The organism is Microbacterium sp. LKL04 (assembly GCF_900102005.1).
GTDB lineage: Bacteria > Actinomycetota > Actinomycetes > Actinomycetales > Microbacteriaceae > Microbacterium.
The window spans coordinates 2,403,674-2,419,828 of record NZ_LT627736.1; the positions used below are offsets into that span (position 1 = coordinate 2,403,674).

The window sequence follows — 16,155 nt, forward strand, 5'->3', positions numbered from 1 at the left end:
CAAGAGCTCGATGCGCCCCCTGTGGAAGCGCACCATTCAGTCATGTCCGAACTACCCGCGCCCGAGAAGGATGCCGCACTGGGGCGACTCATCGCCCGGTCGGCCTCGGGCGATGTCGCCTCCTTCACCCGTCTCTACGACGCGACGTCCGCGGCCGCCTTCGCCGTCGCCGTGCGCGTCACCGGCGACCGGCGTCTCGCCGAGCAGGTGCTGCAGAGCGCCTTCGTATCGGTGTGGCACGACGCGGGACGCTTCCGCGCAAAGCGGACCGCTGCGCTCTCCTGGATCCTCGCGATCGTGCACCGCCATGCCGTCGCCACCCTTCGCGAGGCGCGGCCCGCGGACGCGGGGGCGCACACCCCGGACCGCACCGCAGCCAGCCACCGTGCCCTGCGGAAGCTGCCGGACGAGCAGGAACAGGTGGTCTCGCTCGCCTACTTCGGCGGACACACCCAGCCCGAGATCGCCGAGATGACCGGGACCCCCCTCGCCACGGTGAAGGCGCGCACGCGCAGCGCGCTCGACCAGCTCCGCGACGCGGCGCGTCCCCTCGCCGAGTCGATCGCGCTCCCCCTCACCGGCTCGACCCCCATTCAGCCGCCGCCGACCGGCGCGGCCGCCTAGGGGATCCCGCTCACACGGCGCTCGCCATCGCGCGTCCGGCGGCGCGGCCCGAGAAGATGCAGCCGCCGAGGAACGTGCCTTCGAGCGCGCGGTAGCCGTGCACGCCGCCCCCGCCGAAGCCGCTCGCCTCGCCGGCTGCGTACAAGCCGGGGATCGGCTCCCCCGAGGCGGCGAGCGCACGACCCGACAGGTCGGTCTCGATGCCGCCGAGGCTCTTGCGCGTGATGACGTGGAGCTTCACCGCGATGAGCGGACCGTTCTTCGGGTCGGCGATCGGCCTGGGGGTCGCGACGCGCAGCAGCTTGTCGCCGCGGTAACGCCGCGCCTGCCGGACCGCGGTGACCTGCGCGTCCTTCGTGAACGGGTTGGCCATCTCGCGGTCCCGGGCCTCGAGTTCGAGGCGCACGCGATCGATGTCGAGCAGAGCGGATGCCGCCCGCATCCGCTCGAGCAATTGCGGAACCGTGTCGGCGACGATGAAGTCCGCCCCGCGTTCCTTGAACGCCTCGACCGGAGGCGTGGCTCGGCCGGCCTTCAGCCGCCCCGCGAGGAGCTTCAGGTCCTTGCCGGTGAGGTCGGGGTTCTGCTCGCTGCCGGACAGCGCGAACTCCTTCTTCAGGATCGCCTGGTTGAGCACGAACCAGCTGTGGTCGTGACCGTCGCGCACGATGTGCTCGAGCGTGCCGATCGTGTCGAACCCCGGGAATAGCGGCGTGGGCAGACGGTGACCGGTGGCATCCAGCCACAGCGACGAGGGCCCCGGCAGGATCCGGATGCCGTGGCTCGGCCACACGGGGCTGTGGTTCTGGATGCCCTCGACGTAATGCCACATGCGGTCGCCGTTGATCAGGTGGGCGCCGGCGGTCTCGGCGACCCCCAGCATCCGTCCGTCGACGTGCGCGGGCACGCCGGAGAGCATCGTCTCGGGGGCGCGTCCCATGCGGGTGGGCCACTGGGCGCGGACGAGGTCGTGATTGCCGCCGATGCCGCCGCTCGAGACGAGGACTGCGCCGGCGCGGAACGAGAACTCGCCCGTCTCGTTCCGGTTGCTCGGAGCACCCCGCTCGGCGGAGTCGGGTGCGAGGACCGCGCCGCTCACCCCCACGACCGCGCCGCCGTCGACCTCGAGCCGGTCGACACGGTGCCGGAAGGCGATGCGTGCCCGGCCGGTGGCGACCCCCTCGAGCACGCGGCGGACGAAAGGTTCGAGGACGCCCGGACCGGTGCCCCACGTGATGTGGAACCGCGGCACGGAGTTGCCGTGCGCGGTCGCCCGGTCGCCGCCGCGCTCGGCCCATCCCACGACGGGGAAGAAGCGGATGCCGCGCTCCCGCAGCCATGCGCGCTTCTCACCGGCGGCGAACTGCAGGTACGCCTCAGCCCACGCCCGCGGCCAGCGGTCCTCGGGGCGGTCGAAGCCCGCCGAGCCGAACCAGTCCTGCCGCGCGAGCTCGAGCGAGTCCTTCACGCCGAGGCGGCGCTGCTCGGGTGAGTCGACGAGGAACAGGCCGCCGAACGACCACCACGCCTGTCCACCGAAGCTCGCCTCGGGTTCCTGCTCGACGATCAGCACGCGCTTGCCCGCATCCAGCAGTTCGGATGCGGCGACCAGCCCAGCGAGTCCCGCTCCGACGACGATCGCGTCCGCGGCATCCGTTGTCATGCGTGCGTCTCCTTCGACGCGCCCGTCTGCGGTGACGGGCGCTGAGGAGACTCTAAGCCGCCGGGTTGCCGCGGCGGATGCACGACCGGCGGTGCGGGTGATGCCGGCGCAGACCGGCGAGGCCGCTCCCAACCCGCCCATCGTGCAAACGTCGCCTCAGAGGCTGAATCCGCCGTCGCTCGTGAGGACCTGGCCGACGACCCAGGCGCCCTCGGCCGTAGACAGCCAGCCGATGAGTGCGGCGGGATCGGCCGGCACGCCGACACGGCCGAAGGGGGTCGCCCGGATCCACTCGTCGAGTCCCGACGTGTCGCGGTCGGCGGTGTCGGGATCCATGTAGCCGGTGTTCACGGGGCCGGGGTTGACGGTGTTGAGGACGATGCCGAGTTCGAGCAGTTCGGCCGCGACGGTGCGGGTGATGCCCGCGAGCGCCGCCTTGCTCGTCGCATACGCAACCTCGCCGAACATCGCGCCGTGGCCCTGGCCCGAGGTCATCCAGAACACGCGCCCGGTCGGCTCGGCGTACGGTTTCGCGCCCTCGATCGCGTCGCCCGGGCGCCGCTGACCCGACTGCGGCGGGGCGAGGCGGCGGGCGAACTCCGCCGTGAGCAGGAGCGTCGAGCGGGCGTTCGTGCTCCAGAACGCGTCGAGCCGGTCGGCGGTCATGTCGAGGATGCTGCCGTCGTCGCCGCTCTTGGCGTGATTGCAGACGAGGACGTCGAGGCGGCCGGTCAGCGCGGACGCGGCGTCGATGAGGTCGGGGATCGCCCCGGCATCCGTCAGATCCGCCTCGACGTCGCCGAATCTCGCGTCGCCGACGAGGGCCGAGCGGATGCCGCTGCGCACCGCATCGAGGTCGTCCCCGCCCCATGGCTGGTCGAGGTCGTGAGGCCGCCAGTGCTGCACGAAGACGCTCGCGCCGAGCTCTGCGAGGCGGGAGGCTACCGCGAAGCCGATGCCGCGACGGCGCGAGACGCCCGTGACGAGGGCGGTCTTTCCTGCAAGGGGAAGGGTCATCGGTGCGGCCTCACGGTGAGGGACTGGACGACGGATCCGACGACACCGCGTTCGTCGTGGAGGACCGTGTGGGTCATGCCGAGGCCGGTCGCGCCGAAGGTGACGGTGGTGTCGAAGCCGATCCATCCGTCTTCGGGCGTGCGGACCAGGTGCAGGGTGAGGTCGAGGTTCGGGAAGGCCACCTCGCGCGGGTCGGCGCGAGGCGTGATCCCGTTGGCGATGTCGATGAGCGAGACGAGCCGCGCGGTCGTCGACACCGGCTCTCCCTCGAGAAGCGGGACGGCGGGGAGGATCCAGGTCTGTGCACGACCCGGTTCCTGCTGTCGGCGTCGCACCTCGCCGACGGTCGCGATGAACTCGCCGGGCCAGGCTGACGACGGATCGACGGGCTCGATCGTGTCGCGTGGGGGCATCGCGGGGTGGGCGGTGCCCGCGAGCGGGTCGGTGTCGCGGGTGTGCATGAGCCACGCCCGCGCGCTGAGCGCGGGCCGGCCCGCCTGCGAGAGCGTTGCCTCGACGAGTTCGATGCTCCGCCCCGGGCGCAGCACGCGGCAGGTCACCTCGACGTCGTCGATCGGGATCACCCCGAGGATGTCCACCGACAGCCGCGAGAGCTGCATCGGCTGCGGGCTGCGCGCCGCGTGATCGACCTCGATCGCATGGGCGAGGAGGCCTATCGGCGGGGCGACGTGCTGCTCGGTGACGTTCCAGGCTCCCCCGGTGAACGTCGTCGGCTGGAACCTGGTCGCGTCGGTTCGTTCGAAGTAGGCGGGCACGAGTACGGATGCTACCCGTGGCCTCCCCGGCCCGGGAGACTCAGCGCCGCAGCAGCTTCACGACGCCGGCGAGCGCGGCGACGACGGCGACGGATGCCGCGGAGTACAACTCGGGCCGGTGCCGCAGCGCGCGGGTCTGGATGCTCTCGCCGCGCGCGCGATCGTCGAACGCGCCGTGAGCCCCGTGGTCGCCGGGTACGGGCTCGTACAGGTTGGGCGGGGTGGTCGACGAGCCCTTGTCGGGCGCGAACTGCCCCTCCCAGGCGTTCCTGGCGAGGTACCAGTCCATGAACCGGCCGGCGACGCGGGTGCCGAGCACGAGGCCGACGGTCGACTCCCCCACCCAGGTGCGGCGGCGGGGCTTGTCCGCGACGTCGGCGACCGCGCGGGCTCCGACCTCGGGCTGGTAGATCGGCGGGACGGGCTGCGGGTGCTCCGAGAAGGGCGACTTCACCCAGCCGAACTGCGTGGTGTTCAGGGCCGGCATGTCGACGATCGAGACGGCGACCGCGCTGCCCTCATGGGTGAGTTCGGACACGACCGAGTCGGTGAATCCGTGCACGGCGTGCTTCGAGCCGCAGTACGCCGCCTGGAGCGGGATGCCGCGGTGTGCCAGAGCCGAGCCGATCTGGATGACGTGACCGCGATTGCGCGGCCGCATCCGCGTCAGTGCGGCGCGGGTGCCGTTCACGGTGCCGAGGTAGGTGACCTGGGTCGCCCGTTCGTAGTCCTCGGGAGTCGTCTCGAGGAACGGGGCGATCGACCCCGACATGACGTTGTTGACCCAGAGGTCGATCTCGCCGAGTTCCGCTTCGATCTCGGATGCGGCGGCGTCGACCGCAGCGTTGTCCGCGACATCGACCGAGATGCCGTGTGCGCGTCGTCCCGTGGCGCGGACCTCGGCGGTGGCGGCATCCACCCCGTCGCGGCCGCGGGCGAGGACGGCGACATCCCAGCCGCGGTCGGCGAGTTCGCGGACGATAGCGCGACCGAGTCCTGCGCTGCCGCCGGTGACGACGGCGACGCCTCGGGATGTGGTGCTGCTCACGGCGACTCCTCCCGCGGGGGCCCGACTGGGCGTGATCAGCCCGAGGAGTCGAACATCGACCGCTGCAGCCATCTTTCGGTGCGCCCCGGGTCGGAGGTATGCGCTTGCCAGGGGTGCGGGGATGGGGTACGAGGCGCAAGCGCATCGTGCGGAGGAACGCAACCCCGACTCTCGGCATCCATCGGCGGGCTACCGTCCCGGCATGAAGAGCTCAGAGATTCGCTGGAACGAAGAAGCGCGCGCCAAGATCCTCGACGACGCCGACCGGGTGCTGCGGGAGGCCGTCGTGGACCTCGCCGGCTCGGGCGAGATGACATCGGACGAGGCGTTCGCGGCACTGACCGGCAAGCTGAAGGACAAGTTCATCGACTGGGAACCGGGTCCCGACCTGCGCACCTATGCCGACGCCATCGCGAACGGCGAGGTCGAGACGGACGCGGAGTAGGACTCACACCAGGGGCGCTGTGCCGGGGTAGGCGTCCATCGCGACGGGCTCCCAGGCGTCGAGGATCTCGTCGAGGATGAACCGTCCCGCCTCGCGCCACATCTCGAAGATGTCCTCGTCGGGGATGCGGTCGAGTTCGCTGCGCGTGACCAGACGGATGTCGGTGGACTCGCCGTCCTCCGGTGCGCCTGCGGGCTCCTCGTCGGTGATGAGGGCGTAGAGCAGGTCGGTGTGGAAATGCGCCGGATCGGCGGAGGTGCAGGCAGTGGACGACATCACCGGGACGGGGTGGGCGGCGGCATCCGTCACCTGCCTCATCCGGATGAGCGGCTGCAGCAGCTGGACCTGTGCGGGCTGGTAGCCGGATTCCTCGACGAGCTCGCGGAGCACCGCCGCCCACGGCGTCTCGTTGCGCTCGATATGCCCGCCGAACATCATGAGCTTCCGCACCTTGAGATGCAGGTGGTACGTCAGGCGCGGCTCCGGACCGTCGGTGCGCACGATGAAGAAGCTGACCGTCGCGTCGTGGTCGCCGGGGTCGGTGTGGAGGTGGGGCATGGGTCCTGTTCGGGGGAGGGTGGGGTGCGTTCCAGGATGCCGCACCGTGGCGCCGGCGTCGTCGACGAGCTGGGTGTCGGCATGCCTCCGAAGATGAGCGATTTCTCATCTGAGGGGTCTCTGCCGAGTGCGGATTCGGCCGGTTTCTCGGGTCTGGATGTCGGAGGTTGGTGCAAGAGTGCAGGTATGACGGACGAGACGGAAACCCCCGGTGGTGAGGCGTATCTCGCTGCCGTCGCGGGGATCGTCGCGGACGTCGAAGATGTAGGCCGCCAGATCGCTGCGGGGCAGATCGCGGAGCTTCGCACGCTCGCCGCTGCCGGGCGTTTGGCGGACGCGCAGAGCGCTCATGCGGACGCGAACGTCCTCCTGCACGACATAGCTCTGCGATCTATCTCGGCCGAGGTCGCGGGGGCGATGCGACTGACTGACCGGACGGTGCAACGCCGGATCGGCGAGGCCCGAGTGACCATCGAAGGGTTCCCGGCGGCGGTGGCCGCGTGGGAAGCCGGCCGGATCGTCCGCGGGCACGTGAGCGCGATCGTCGACGCCGGAGTGAACCTTCCCGCGGAGTTGTGGGCGGAGTTCGAGAAGGTCGCGATCGAACGATGCGAACGCGACACGCCGAACCGGGTGCGAGGAGAGTTGGAAGTCCTCGCGCACCGAATGCACCCACGGAGCTTCGCGGAACGGCACGAGGAGGCTGCGGCGGGCCGATGCGTGCGGTTGATCCCAGGGCGGGATGGGATGAGCGATCTGATCGCAACGCTCCCGACGGTGATCGCGGAGGGGATCCACGACCGGTTGACGCAGCAGGCGCGCGCGATCATCGACACGCGAGAGGAGCGCTCGGCCGGCTCCGACGTCGTGGCAACCGATGCGCGCTCGACCGACCAGGTTCGGGCAGACGTGTTCGCCGACCTGCTGCTCGCGGGCACCCCGGCGTTGGACGACACCCGAGACACGACCGCCGGACCGCTCGGCGCGATCCGCGCGAGGGTGCAGGTGCTCGTCCCGGCCGCGACTTTGACCGGTGCGGATGATGGGCCGTGCGATCTCGCGGGCCGCTCGCCGATCGACCCCGCGACCGCGCGGGTGCTCGCCAGGGTGCCGCACGTTTGGGAGCGCCTGTTCCACGACCCGACGACCGGGGTCACCGTGTCGACCGATTCGTACCGCGTGCCGTCCGGGATGCGCCGGTTCCTGCAAGCCAGGGATCAACATTGCCGCTTCCCCGGATGCCGAGTCGCGGCGATCCGGTGTGAGGTCGACCACACCCACGACCACGCCCTCGGCGGACGAACAGAACTCACGAACCTCGCCCACCTGTGCCAGCGGCATCATTCGATGAAGCAATTCACCGCCTGGCGTGTGCGACAACTCGAGGGTGGTGTCCTCGAATGGACCTCACCCCTCGGCAGGACCTACAGAGAAGACGCACCCACCCCGGCCGTCGCCTTCGCCCCTGCCACCGTTACTCCCGGAGACCTGGCGCCGTTCTGAACCGCTGCCGATTCGCCCGATCGCGACCCGCCACGCCGACTCGCACGATCTCGACCCGCGAATAGAGCGCGCCCTGCCTTACAGCCCGAGCGCCCGCAAGTAGTCGTTCAGGAACGCACCGCGCGGGTCCAGCGCACGCTGCAGCTGCACGAACTCCGCCCACCGCGGGTAGAGCTCGGCGGGATCGCGCGGCGTGAAGACCTTGCCCCAGTGCGGCCTGGCACCGAACGGCGCGAGCGCGGCTTCGAGCTCGGGCAGTACCTCCGCAACCCCGGCCTCATCATTGGTCCACGTGAAATGGAACGCGACCGAGTCCCGACCCGAGCTCGGCGAGAGCCACAGGTCGTCGCCGGCGATCGTCCGCACCTCGCACACCTGCAACACGGGCTTCAGGCGCTCGGAGAGCTCGCGGACCGCGTCGAACGCAGCCACCGCGTCGCCGAACGGCAGCAGGAACTCGGACTGCAGCTCCTCGCCGTTCGACGGCGTGAACTCGAGCTTGAAGTGCGGCAGCCGATCGAGCCACCGCCCCGCCTTGCCGCCCTGCACGGTGCACGACGCCGCCGAGACGCCAGGGAGCGGATGCCGGGCGCCCGACGCCTGGCGATCGCGCAGCGCCGCGGGGATCGGGGTCGCCGCGGCATCCGTGCGCTCCTTGCGCCACACCTGGTCGACGTACATGTCGTCGCGGAACGTCGTGAAGAACGAGACGCTGTAGGCCGACCCCGCGATGACGTCGAACGCCTTCCGCACTGCCTCGAGCGGCACGTTCTCGTACACGGTCTGCGCGACCTCGTACGTCGGCTCGATCGCGAGCTCGACGGTCGTCACGATCCCGAGCGCACCAAGCCCCACGACCGCGCCGGCGAGGGCGTCGTCGCGGTCGGTCAGCTGCACCAGCTCACCGGTCGACGTGACGAGTTCGAGGCCGGTCACCGCGGCGGCGAGCGAGCGGTTGCCCACACCCGACCCGTGCGTGCCCGTGCTCACGGCGCCGGCGACCGAGATGTGCGGCAGCGACGCGAGGTTCGCGAGCGCCCACCCCTGCCGGTCGAGCTCCTGCGCGAGTTCGCCGTAACGGACGCCCCCGCCGACGCGCACCCGCTTCTGCGCGGCATCCACCTGGATCGGAAGATCGAGCTCGGCGGTCGACACGAGCGTCCCGCCCGTGTCGGCGATGCGGGTGAAGGAGTGACGCGAGCCGAGAGCCTTGACCGAATCGGATGCCGCGACCACCTCGCGCAGCTCGTCGACGGTCCTCGGCGCGACGTACCGCTCCGCCGTGTAGCGGATGTTCCGGGACCAGTTCTCTCCTGCGCCGTCGCTCATGCGAGCCAGCCTACGGGCGCCCGCAGCACGCGGCTCGGGTCAGCCCGCCATGCGCGGGTCCTCCGTCGGATCGAGGCTGCTGCTCGCCCGCGTTGACCGAGGTGGGTTCCCCCAGGCATCCGACGTCGCGATCTTGATCGTCGAGAACGGCGGCGAACGGCTTGATCCCACCGTGGTCGCGACGCTGGCCGAACGGTTCCAACGCGGGACCGCTCGTATCCGCCGATCCGATCACGAGCGGAACGGACTCGGACTCGCGATCGTCGGAGCGATCGTCGGAGCTCACGGGGGCGAGCTCACCCTCGCGGCACGAACGACCGGCGGTCTGCGCGCGACGGTGCGAGTGCCTGTCGACATCGACCCGGCGAGCTGACGGCACGCGTCAGTCGTGGTGGTCGTGCTCGTCCTCAAGCAGCATTCCCACCGAGGTCGCGCACGCGTCACCGCGCCAGGCCTCGACCCCCTCGCGCACCGCGAATACCGCGATGACGAGACCGGCGACGGCATCCGCCCACCACCAGCCGAATGCGGCATTCGCCACGAGACCCACGAGGACCGCCGCCGACAGGTAGGTGCAGATGAGGGTCTGCTTCGAGTCGGCCACGGCCGTCGCCGAGCCGAGTTGCCGGCCGGCACGTCGCTCGGCGAGCGAGAGGAACGGCATGACCAGCACGCTCACCGCCGTGAGGACGATCCCGATCGGCGAGGTCTCGGGCTCGGTGCGGAGCACCAGCGCCGTCACCGACGAGACGGTGACATAGGTCGCGAGCGCGAAGAACGCGACGGCGATCACCCTCAGGGTCCCGCGTTCCCAGCGCTCCGGGTCACGTCGAGTGAACTGCCATGCCACCGCGGCCGCCGACAGCACCTCGATGGTCGAGTCGAGCCCGAACCCGATCAGCGCGGCGGACGAGGCGATCGTCCCCGCCGTCACCGCGACCACGGCCTCGATGAGGTTGTACGCGATCGTGGCGGCGACGATCCACCGGATGCGGCGACGCAGCACTCCGGCCCGCGACGCCTCGGCGACAGCCGTCACGCGCAGCACCGGCATCCGTCGATCGCGCACTCTTCACCGGCGTCGACCGCGACGACAGCGTCGAGCAGCTGTGCGAGCCCGGCGGTCAGATGCGGATCGGCGATGTCGTACCGCGTGCGCCGACCCTCGGGCGTCGCGACGATGAGGCCGCAGCCGCGCAGGCAGGCGAGGTGGTTGGACACATTGGTCCGCGTCAGCTCGAGGTCGCGGGCGAGATCGGCGGGGTATCCGGGTCGCTCCAGGAGCGACAGCAGGATGCGGGAGCGCGACGGATCCGCCATCGCGCGTCCCAAGCGGTTCATGACGTCGAGGCGAGAAGAAAGGGTCAGCACACGCTGACTATACAGCGAGTGCTGACCCTTTCGCGATCGGTCAGACGGTGGGGATGGAGCCCGTCCGCTCGGCGATCTTGCGGTCGCCGCGACGTCGGCCGTAGCGCGCGATGAAGAACAGGATCGTCCCGACGACGACGTAGCCGGCGGTGGCCAGCCAGACCGGCCCTTCCTGCTGGGTTAGCAGGACGATCGACGCGATGATCGCGAGGACCGGCACGATGCGCGGGACCGAGAAGTGCTTGTGCTCGACCTTGTCCTTCTTGAGCACGAGCACGCTCACGTTCGCCGTCAGGAAGACCAGCAGCAGGAGCAGCACGGTCGTGTTGGCGAGCGTCGAGATGTCGCCGACGACCGTGAGGAGCATCGTGACACCGGCGACGACGATGATCGCGACCCACGGCGTACGCCGCTTCGGGAGCACCCTGCCGAACGCGTGCGGCAGCAGCTGGTTCTCGGCCAGACCGTAGGCGACGCGGCTCGCCATCACCATGAACAGCAGCGCACCGTTGGCGATCGCGACGAGGGCGATGAGGCTGAAGAGCCACCCCGGGACGGCGAGCCCACTGGCGGTGACGACCTCGAGCAGCGGACCGGTCGAGGTCGCGAGCTCGGTCGGCTCGACGACGATGACGGCGCCGATCGCGATCAGCAGGTAGACGACCGCCGCGGTCAGGATCGCCCCGAACAGCGCCCGTGGGTACGCCCGGGAGGGATTCTTCACTTCTTCAGCCATGTTGGCGGCGGCCTCGAAACCGAGGAACGAGAAGAAGGCGACGATGGATGCCGCGAAGGCCCCCTCGAGCGGGGGAACGTCCGGCGCGAATTCGAAGATGCGCGACGGATCTCCGCCTCCGCTGCCGAACACGATCGCCGCGACGACGATCACGATGACCAGGCCCGAGACCTCGATCATCGAGGCCACCATGTTCGTGGCGAGCGACTCCTTCACACCTCGCAGGTTGATGAGGGTGAGGAGGGCGATGAACGTGATGGCCACGGGGATCGGCGGGATGTCGACCAGAGCGGTGAAGTAGTCGCCGGCGAAGGCGTTCGCGAGAGCGGCTGCCGTCGTGATGCCCGAGGCCATCATGAGGAACCCGACGAGGAACGACAGGAACGGGATGCCGAACGCCTTGTCGACGTAGCGCGCGGCGCCTCCGGCGTGCGGGTACTTCGTGATGAGCTCGGCGTAGGTGCCGGCCGTGAGCAGCGCGACGACGAGCGCGATCAGCAGCGGCAGCCAGATGACGCCGCCGACGTCGGTCGCCATCGTGCCGACGAGCGTGTAGATGCCGGCGCCGAGGGTGTCGCCGACGATGAAGGCGAACAGCAGCCACGTGCCGACGGCGCGCTTCAGACCGGGCTTCTCCTGGGCGGGTGCAGCCGTGGTGTCGTTTGTCATCGCACCACTCCAGCCAAGTCCCGCGCGGGATGCAACCCCTACCGCGACGGGGTCTCCTGTGCCTGCGCGCCACCCCCGACCTGATCCTGCAAGAGAACCGCCTGCCTGAGAACCTCGCGCAGCCCTCCGAGAAGGAGCGCGACGCCGAGCCCGACGACCATCGCGAGGCCGGCGATCAGCAGGACGGCCCGGCTCCCCGCACCCGCGCCGAAGACGACCCCGCAGCCGACGACGACCACGATCATCGCCGCAGCCGCGCACCCGACCAGCCCGTCGACCCAGCGCATCGAGCCATCGTCGAAGAGCCGCCCGCGGTCAGCGCGGGTGAGCAACCGCCAGACGCAGACGAGGGCGGCCAGCACGCAGGACAGCAAAATGCCCGCGAGCACCACACCGGCATCCCGAAGCCCAGCGAGCTCCGGCACCCATTGCACGACGACGTCGGCGATGCCCGGCACGACCCACACCTGCACGATGACGATCACGGTGAAGACGAAACCCGCACCGACCTTGGCGAGTGTGATCATGAACGGCCTCCATCTATCGATATTCGATAGATGTATATCGATGAACGACGCTCGGTGTCGAGAGCCGGCGTCGCGCCGACACGGCAGGATGGGCTCATGACGACTCCCCCACCCGCGACGCATCCCGTCGCGTCGTTCTTCCGCGGCGTCGGCGATCTGGGTCGCGGATTCGGCTTCTGGGGGCGCCTGCCTGGCCGGATGGCGCTCGGGCTGATCCCCGCCGCGATCGTCGGCCTCCTCCTTCTCGCCGGGATCATCACGCTCATCGTCTTCCTGCGCGACATCGTCACCGCGGTCACGGGGTTCGCCGACGGATGGTCGGACGTCGCGGCGTCACTCGTGCGGTTCGGCATCGGCGCAGGAATCCTCGGCGGCGCGATCGTCCTGGCGGTCGTCTCGTTCACCGCCCTGACGCTCCTCGTCGGCGATCCCTTCTACGAGCGCATCTGGCGCTCCGTCGAGGAGCACCTCGGCGACGCGCCGGTCGAATCCGACTACGGATTCTGGCGCTCGATCGGCGACAGCATCGGGCTCATCCTCCGCGGCCTGCTCGCGGCGATCGTCGCCGGCCTCATCGGGCTCATCCCCCTGGTCGGCACCGTCCTCGGCGCCGTCGTCGCCGCCTTCCTCACGGGGTGGCTCCTGGCCGACGAGCTCACCTCGCGGGCCCTCGCCGCACGGGGATGGGATGCCGCGGCTCGCCGCGCCCTGCGCAAGGGCAACCGTGCGCGGGTGCTGGGCTTCGGCGTGGCCACGCAGCTCTGCTTCCTCATCCCGCTCGGCGCCGTCGTTGCGATGCCGGCAGCCGTCGCCGGTTCGACGGTACTGTCACGCACCCTCCTCGACGCACGAGCCGTCACAGGTCAGACTGATCACTCGGCAGCGCCCATCGGGCGCAGAAACGGAGCATGATGCGCCTCGTCCCCTTCGGGCCCACCGACCACCACGTCCCCAACGTCGTCGCCGGGATGATGCGCATCGAGGAGATGTCCGACGAGGCCATCCGCGGGTTGTACGACGCGTGCCGCGACGCCGGCGTCGACTTCTTCGACCACGCCGACCTGTACGGCAGCAGCCGCCACGGCTGCGAGCGCCGATTCGCCGAGGCTCTGAACCTCAGCCCTGCGGAGCGCGACGAGATCACGCTGCAGACCAAGACCGGCATCGTCGCCGACGACTGGCACTTCGACCACTCGTACGAGCACATCGTCACGTCGGCCGAAGAGTCGCTGCAGGCGCTCGGCACCGATCGGCTCGACGTGCTCCTCCTCCACCGTCCCGACGCGCTCGTCGAGCCCGAGGAGGTCGCGCGGGCCTTCGACCACCTCGAATCGTCGGGCAAGGTGCGTGCCTTCGGCGTCTCGAACCACACGCCGCGGCAGATCGATCTGCTCAAGACGGCGGTGACCCAGCCGATCGTCGCCAATCAGGTGCAGTTGTCGATCACTCACTCGACGATCGTCGCGCAGGGCCTCGCATCGAACATGGCGGGAGAGGAAGATTCCATCACCCGCGACGGGGGCGGTCTCGTCGATTACTCGCGCATCAACCGCATCACGCTGCAGGCGTGGTCGCCGTTCCAGAAGAACTTCTTCGACGGCGTCATCTTCGGCGCTCCCGAGTACCCCGAGCTGAACGAACTGATGGACCGCCTGGCCGCGAAGTACGACGTGACGCCGACCGCCATCGCCACGGCCTGGATCACCCGGCATCCCGCGCACATGCAGGTGGTGCTCGGCACCACCAACCCGCAGCGCGTCGCGGACGCCGCCGCCGGTTCGGACATCCCCCTCACCCGACCCGAGTGGTACGGCCTCATCACCGCTGCAGGCCACAAGGTCCCCTGAGCCGCGTGGCCGAGTACGTCATCGAGGGCGGCCGCATCGGCGGCATCCCGGATCTCTACGAGGAACTCAACCGCCACTTCATGACCGGGGAGGACTGGCAACTCGGCGCCAGCCTCGACGCGCTCGACGACCTGCTCTACGGCGGGTACGGGGCGCTGGCCGGGGATGACGCCGTCCGGATCGTCTGGCGGGATGCCGCGCACAGCCGCGACGCGCTGGGGGTCGCCGAGACGGTCCGCTGGCTGCGGGAGAAGCTGGCACAGCCGGGGCGGTTCCGGTCGGACGACCTCCAGCGACAGCTCGACGACCTGCGCGCCGGCACGGGGACGACCTACTTCGACCGCGTTCTCGAGGTGTTCGCCGACCACCCGGAGGTCGTGCTCGACCTCCGCTGATTCAGGTGTCGCGCCGGACCTTGATCGTCGCGCCCGCGCCGAGGAAGACGAACGCGGCGGCGACCTGAGCGGCGCTCCAGATCGGGCCCGAGAACTCGAACGGGAAGACCGGGTTCCAGACCACTGCGATCGCGAGCATCACCGGCATCCACCACCAGTGCTTCGCCTGGAACGCGAACCACCCGATGATGAGCGCGAAGATCGTCGCGACGAAACGCACCGTGAGGAACCAGTCGCTCTCGAGCAGGGCCGGCGCGACGAACAGGACCGCCGCGGCGAGCAGGCTCGGCGCGAGGGCGTTGCGCTGGTACGTCGCGGGCGTCGGCTGCGTGCGGCTCACGGGGCTCCTCAGGACGGGGGTGTCGTTCCAGTCTGACGCACGCGACGGGCGCGCCAGGCGAGGACGGCACCGCCGAGGATCGCGGCGACGACCGACCCGGCGAGGATGCCGATCTTCGCGTGATCGTCCTCGAGCGATCCGACGCCGTACGAGAGCTCGCCGACGAGGAGCGCGACGGTGAACCCGATTCCCGCCAGGAGCCCTACGCCCACCATGTCACCCCACCGCAGCTCGAACGTCCGCCGCACCGCCGGGATCCGCGTCAGAAGGAACACCGCGAGCAAGATGCCCACAGGTTTGCCGAGGACGAGTCCGACGAGGATGCCGAGGGTCACCGGATCGGTGAAGGCCGCCGTCAGCCCCTCCCAGCCGCCGACCGTGACGCCGGCAGAGAAGAAGGCGAAGATCGGCAGGGCGACGAGCGTCGAGATCGGCCCGAAGCGGTCGGCGAAGTGCGCCGTCAACGCATCGTGGACGGGGGAACCGTCGGCATCCGTCCCCACCTGCACCCGGGCACGCGGCGTCACGGTCGCCGGGACCATGAACGCGAGGACCACGCCGGCGATCGTCGCGTGCACCCCCGACGCGTGCACGAAGCCCCACGTGACGATCGCGAGCGGCATCAGCACCCACCAGTGACGGATGCCGCGCCGCACCGCCAGAGCGAACAGGACCAGCGGGACGATCGCCGCCGCGAGCCACAGCGGCTGCAGGTCGTCGGTGTAGACGGTCGCGATGATGGTGATGGCGAAGAGGTCGTCGACGACGGCGAGGGTCAGCAGGAACACGCGCAGCGCCGGCGGCAGGCCCTTCGCGACGACGGCGAACACGGCGATCGCGAAGGCGATGTCGGTCGCGGTGGGGATCGCCCAGCCGCGCACGGCGTCGCCGGGCAGGGTCACGGTGAAGGCTGTGAAGATGAGCGCGGGGACGATGACGCCGCCGAGGGCTCCGATCACCGGCACCGCGGCGACGCGCGGCGAGCGCAGTCGCCCGGCGACGATCTCCTCCTTGAGCTCGAGGCCGACGACGAAGAAGAACACGGCGAGCAGACCGTCGGCCGCCCAGTGGGCGACGGTGAGGTCGAGGTGGAGGGCTTCGGGACCGAAGGACGTCTCACGGAGCCCGACGTACCAGGGCGCGGCGGGTGAATTGGCGAGGATGAGCGCCGCGACGGTCGCGGCGAGCAGCAGGATGCCGCCGAAGGTGTCGGTGCGGACGGTCTGGCGGATACCGCGCCAGATCTCGTGCGGGGCTGTACGGGAAGAAGGAGAGGAGGACATGACGGATCGCTTTCCGCGTCGGGG

At 70.2% G+C, this 16,155-nt stretch carries 19 protein-coding genes; 7 read left to right on the forward strand and 12 right to left on the reverse strand.

Features of this window, described 5'->3' with window-relative positions; translation table 11 throughout:
* The first annotated feature begins 42 nt into the window (after positions 1-42).
* Complete coding sequence (locus BLP38_RS11720; protein ID WP_091357786.1) at positions 43-624, forward strand: sigma-70 family RNA polymerase sigma factor; 582 nt, start codon at positions 43-45, stop codon at positions 622-624.
* 10 nt (positions 625-634) lie between these two features.
* Here the strand turns inward: BLP38_RS11720 and BLP38_RS11725 are convergent, their stop codons facing one another.
* The 4 genes from BLP38_RS11725 to BLP38_RS11740 all read right to left on the reverse strand — a co-directional run bounded on the left by BLP38_RS11725 (position 635) and on the right by BLP38_RS11740 (position 5,128).
* The gene (locus BLP38_RS11725; RefSeq protein WP_091357789.1) at positions 635-2,287 is read right to left on the reverse strand and encodes an FAD-binding dehydrogenase; all 1,653 of its coding nucleotides are present in this window, start codon (positions 2,285-2,287) and stop codon (positions 635-637) included.
* 156 nt (positions 2,288-2,443) lie between these two features.
* Positions 2,444-3,304, reverse strand: a complete 861-nt coding sequence (locus BLP38_RS11730; RefSeq protein ID WP_091357792.1) for an SDR family oxidoreductase — start codon at positions 3,302-3,304, stop codon at positions 2,444-2,446.
* Entirely contained in the window at positions 3,301-4,080 is a 780-nt protein-coding gene (locus tag BLP38_RS11735; protein WP_091357795.1) for a thioesterase family protein, read from the reverse strand. The genes BLP38_RS11730 and BLP38_RS11735 overlap by 4 nt, the downstream gene beginning before the upstream one ends.
* Before the next feature lie 40 nt (positions 4,081-4,120).
* A complete protein-coding gene (locus BLP38_RS11740; RefSeq protein WP_091359825.1) occupies positions 4,121-5,128 on the reverse strand; it encodes an SDR family oxidoreductase in 1,008 nt (335 codons plus the stop codon).
* Between the two features lie 202 nt (positions 5,129-5,330).
* Between BLP38_RS11740 and BLP38_RS11745 the strand changes: the two genes are divergently transcribed.
* Positions 5,331-5,573: a hypothetical protein gene (locus BLP38_RS11745; RefSeq protein WP_091359828.1), complete on the forward strand. Its 243-nt coding sequence runs from the start codon at positions 5,331-5,333 to the stop codon at positions 5,571-5,573.
* A gap of 3 nt (positions 5,574-5,576) precedes the next feature.
* Here BLP38_RS11745 and BLP38_RS11750 read toward each other — a convergent pair whose 3' ends face one another.
* The gene (locus BLP38_RS11750; protein WP_091357798.1) at positions 5,577-6,131 is read right to left on the reverse strand and encodes an NUDIX domain-containing protein; all 555 of its coding nucleotides are present in this window, start codon (positions 6,129-6,131) and stop codon (positions 5,577-5,579) included.
* 186 nt (positions 6,132-6,317) lie between these two features.
* Here BLP38_RS11750 and BLP38_RS11755 point away from each other — a divergent pair, with 186 nt between their 5' ends.
* A complete protein-coding gene (locus tag BLP38_RS11755) occupies positions 6,318-7,634 on the forward strand; it encodes an HNH endonuclease signature motif containing protein (protein WP_091357801.1) in 1,317 nt (438 codons plus the stop codon).
* Between the two features lie 78 nt (positions 7,635-7,712).
* On the opposite strand, the gene BLP38_RS11760 is transcribed toward BLP38_RS11755, so the two are convergent.
* Positions 7,713-8,963 carry an FAD-binding protein gene (locus tag BLP38_RS11760; RefSeq protein ID WP_091357804.1) on the reverse strand — a complete coding sequence of 417 codons (1,251 nt, stop codon included), beginning with the start codon at positions 8,961-8,963 and terminating at the stop codon, positions 7,713-7,715.
* 49 nt (positions 8,964-9,012) lie between these two features.
* On the opposite strand from BLP38_RS11760, the gene BLP38_RS11765 reads away from it, so the two are divergent.
* Complete coding sequence (locus tag BLP38_RS11765) at positions 9,013-9,336, forward strand: ATP-binding protein (RefSeq protein WP_231916495.1); 324 nt, start codon at positions 9,013-9,015, stop codon at positions 9,334-9,336.
* 9 nt (positions 9,337-9,345) lie between these two features.
* Here the strand turns inward: BLP38_RS11765 and BLP38_RS11770 are convergent, their stop codons facing one another.
* Genes BLP38_RS11770 through BLP38_RS11785 form a run of 4 tightly spaced genes read right to left on the reverse strand, consistent with a single transcriptional unit; the run spans position 9,346 to position 12,266 of the window.
* Positions 9,346-10,017, reverse strand: a complete 672-nt coding sequence (locus tag BLP38_RS11770) for a cation diffusion facilitator family transporter (RefSeq protein WP_091357807.1) — start codon at positions 10,015-10,017, stop codon at positions 9,346-9,348.
* A complete protein-coding gene (gene cmtR, locus BLP38_RS11775) occupies positions 9,999-10,334 on the reverse strand; it encodes a Cd(II)/Pb(II)-sensing metalloregulatory transcriptional regulator CmtR (RefSeq protein ID WP_091357811.1) in 336 nt (111 codons plus the stop codon). The genes BLP38_RS11770 and cmtR overlap by 19 nt, the downstream gene beginning before the upstream one ends.
* Before the next feature lie 40 nt (positions 10,335-10,374).
* Positions 10,375-11,739: an APC family permease gene (locus tag BLP38_RS11780; RefSeq protein WP_091357815.1), complete on the reverse strand. Its 1,365-nt coding sequence runs from the start codon at positions 11,737-11,739 to the stop codon at positions 10,375-10,377.
* Positions 11,740-11,777: 38 nt separating this feature from the next.
* A complete protein-coding gene (locus BLP38_RS11785) occupies positions 11,778-12,266 on the reverse strand; it encodes a DUF2975 domain-containing protein (protein WP_091357818.1) in 489 nt (162 codons plus the stop codon).
* 96 nt (positions 12,267-12,362) lie between these two features.
* Between BLP38_RS11785 and BLP38_RS11790 the strand changes: the two genes are divergently transcribed.
* The 3 genes from BLP38_RS11790 to BLP38_RS11800 are packed head-to-tail and all read left to right on the forward strand — an operon-like array spanning position 12,363 to position 14,508.
* The gene (locus BLP38_RS11790; protein WP_091357821.1) at positions 12,363-13,178 is read left to right on the forward strand and encodes an EI24 domain-containing protein; all 816 of its coding nucleotides are present in this window, start codon (positions 12,363-12,365) and stop codon (positions 13,176-13,178) included.
* Complete coding sequence (locus BLP38_RS11795; protein ID WP_091357824.1) at positions 13,178-14,113, forward strand: aldo/keto reductase; 936 nt, start codon at positions 13,178-13,180, stop codon at positions 14,111-14,113. Before BLP38_RS11790 ends, BLP38_RS11795 begins: the two co-directional genes overlap by 1 nt.
* A gap of 5 nt (positions 14,114-14,118) precedes the next feature.
* Positions 14,119-14,508: a barstar family protein gene (locus tag BLP38_RS11800; RefSeq protein WP_091357826.1), complete on the forward strand. Its 390-nt coding sequence runs from the start codon at positions 14,119-14,121 to the stop codon at positions 14,506-14,508.
* A gap of 1 nt (position 14,509) precedes the next feature.
* On the opposite strand, the gene BLP38_RS11805 is transcribed toward BLP38_RS11800, so the two are convergent.
* Positions 14,510-14,848 carry a DUF6804 family protein gene (locus BLP38_RS11805; protein WP_091357829.1) on the reverse strand — a complete coding sequence of 113 codons (339 nt, stop codon included), beginning with the start codon at positions 14,846-14,848 and terminating at the stop codon, positions 14,510-14,512.
* Between the two features lie 8 nt (positions 14,849-14,856).
* Positions 14,857-16,131 (reverse strand): Na+/H+ antiporter NhaA, encoded by a 1,275-nt coding sequence (gene nhaA, locus BLP38_RS11810; RefSeq protein WP_091357831.1) that lies wholly within the window; start codon positions 16,129-16,131, stop codon positions 14,857-14,859.
* Positions 16,132-16,155: the final 24 nt, after the last annotated feature.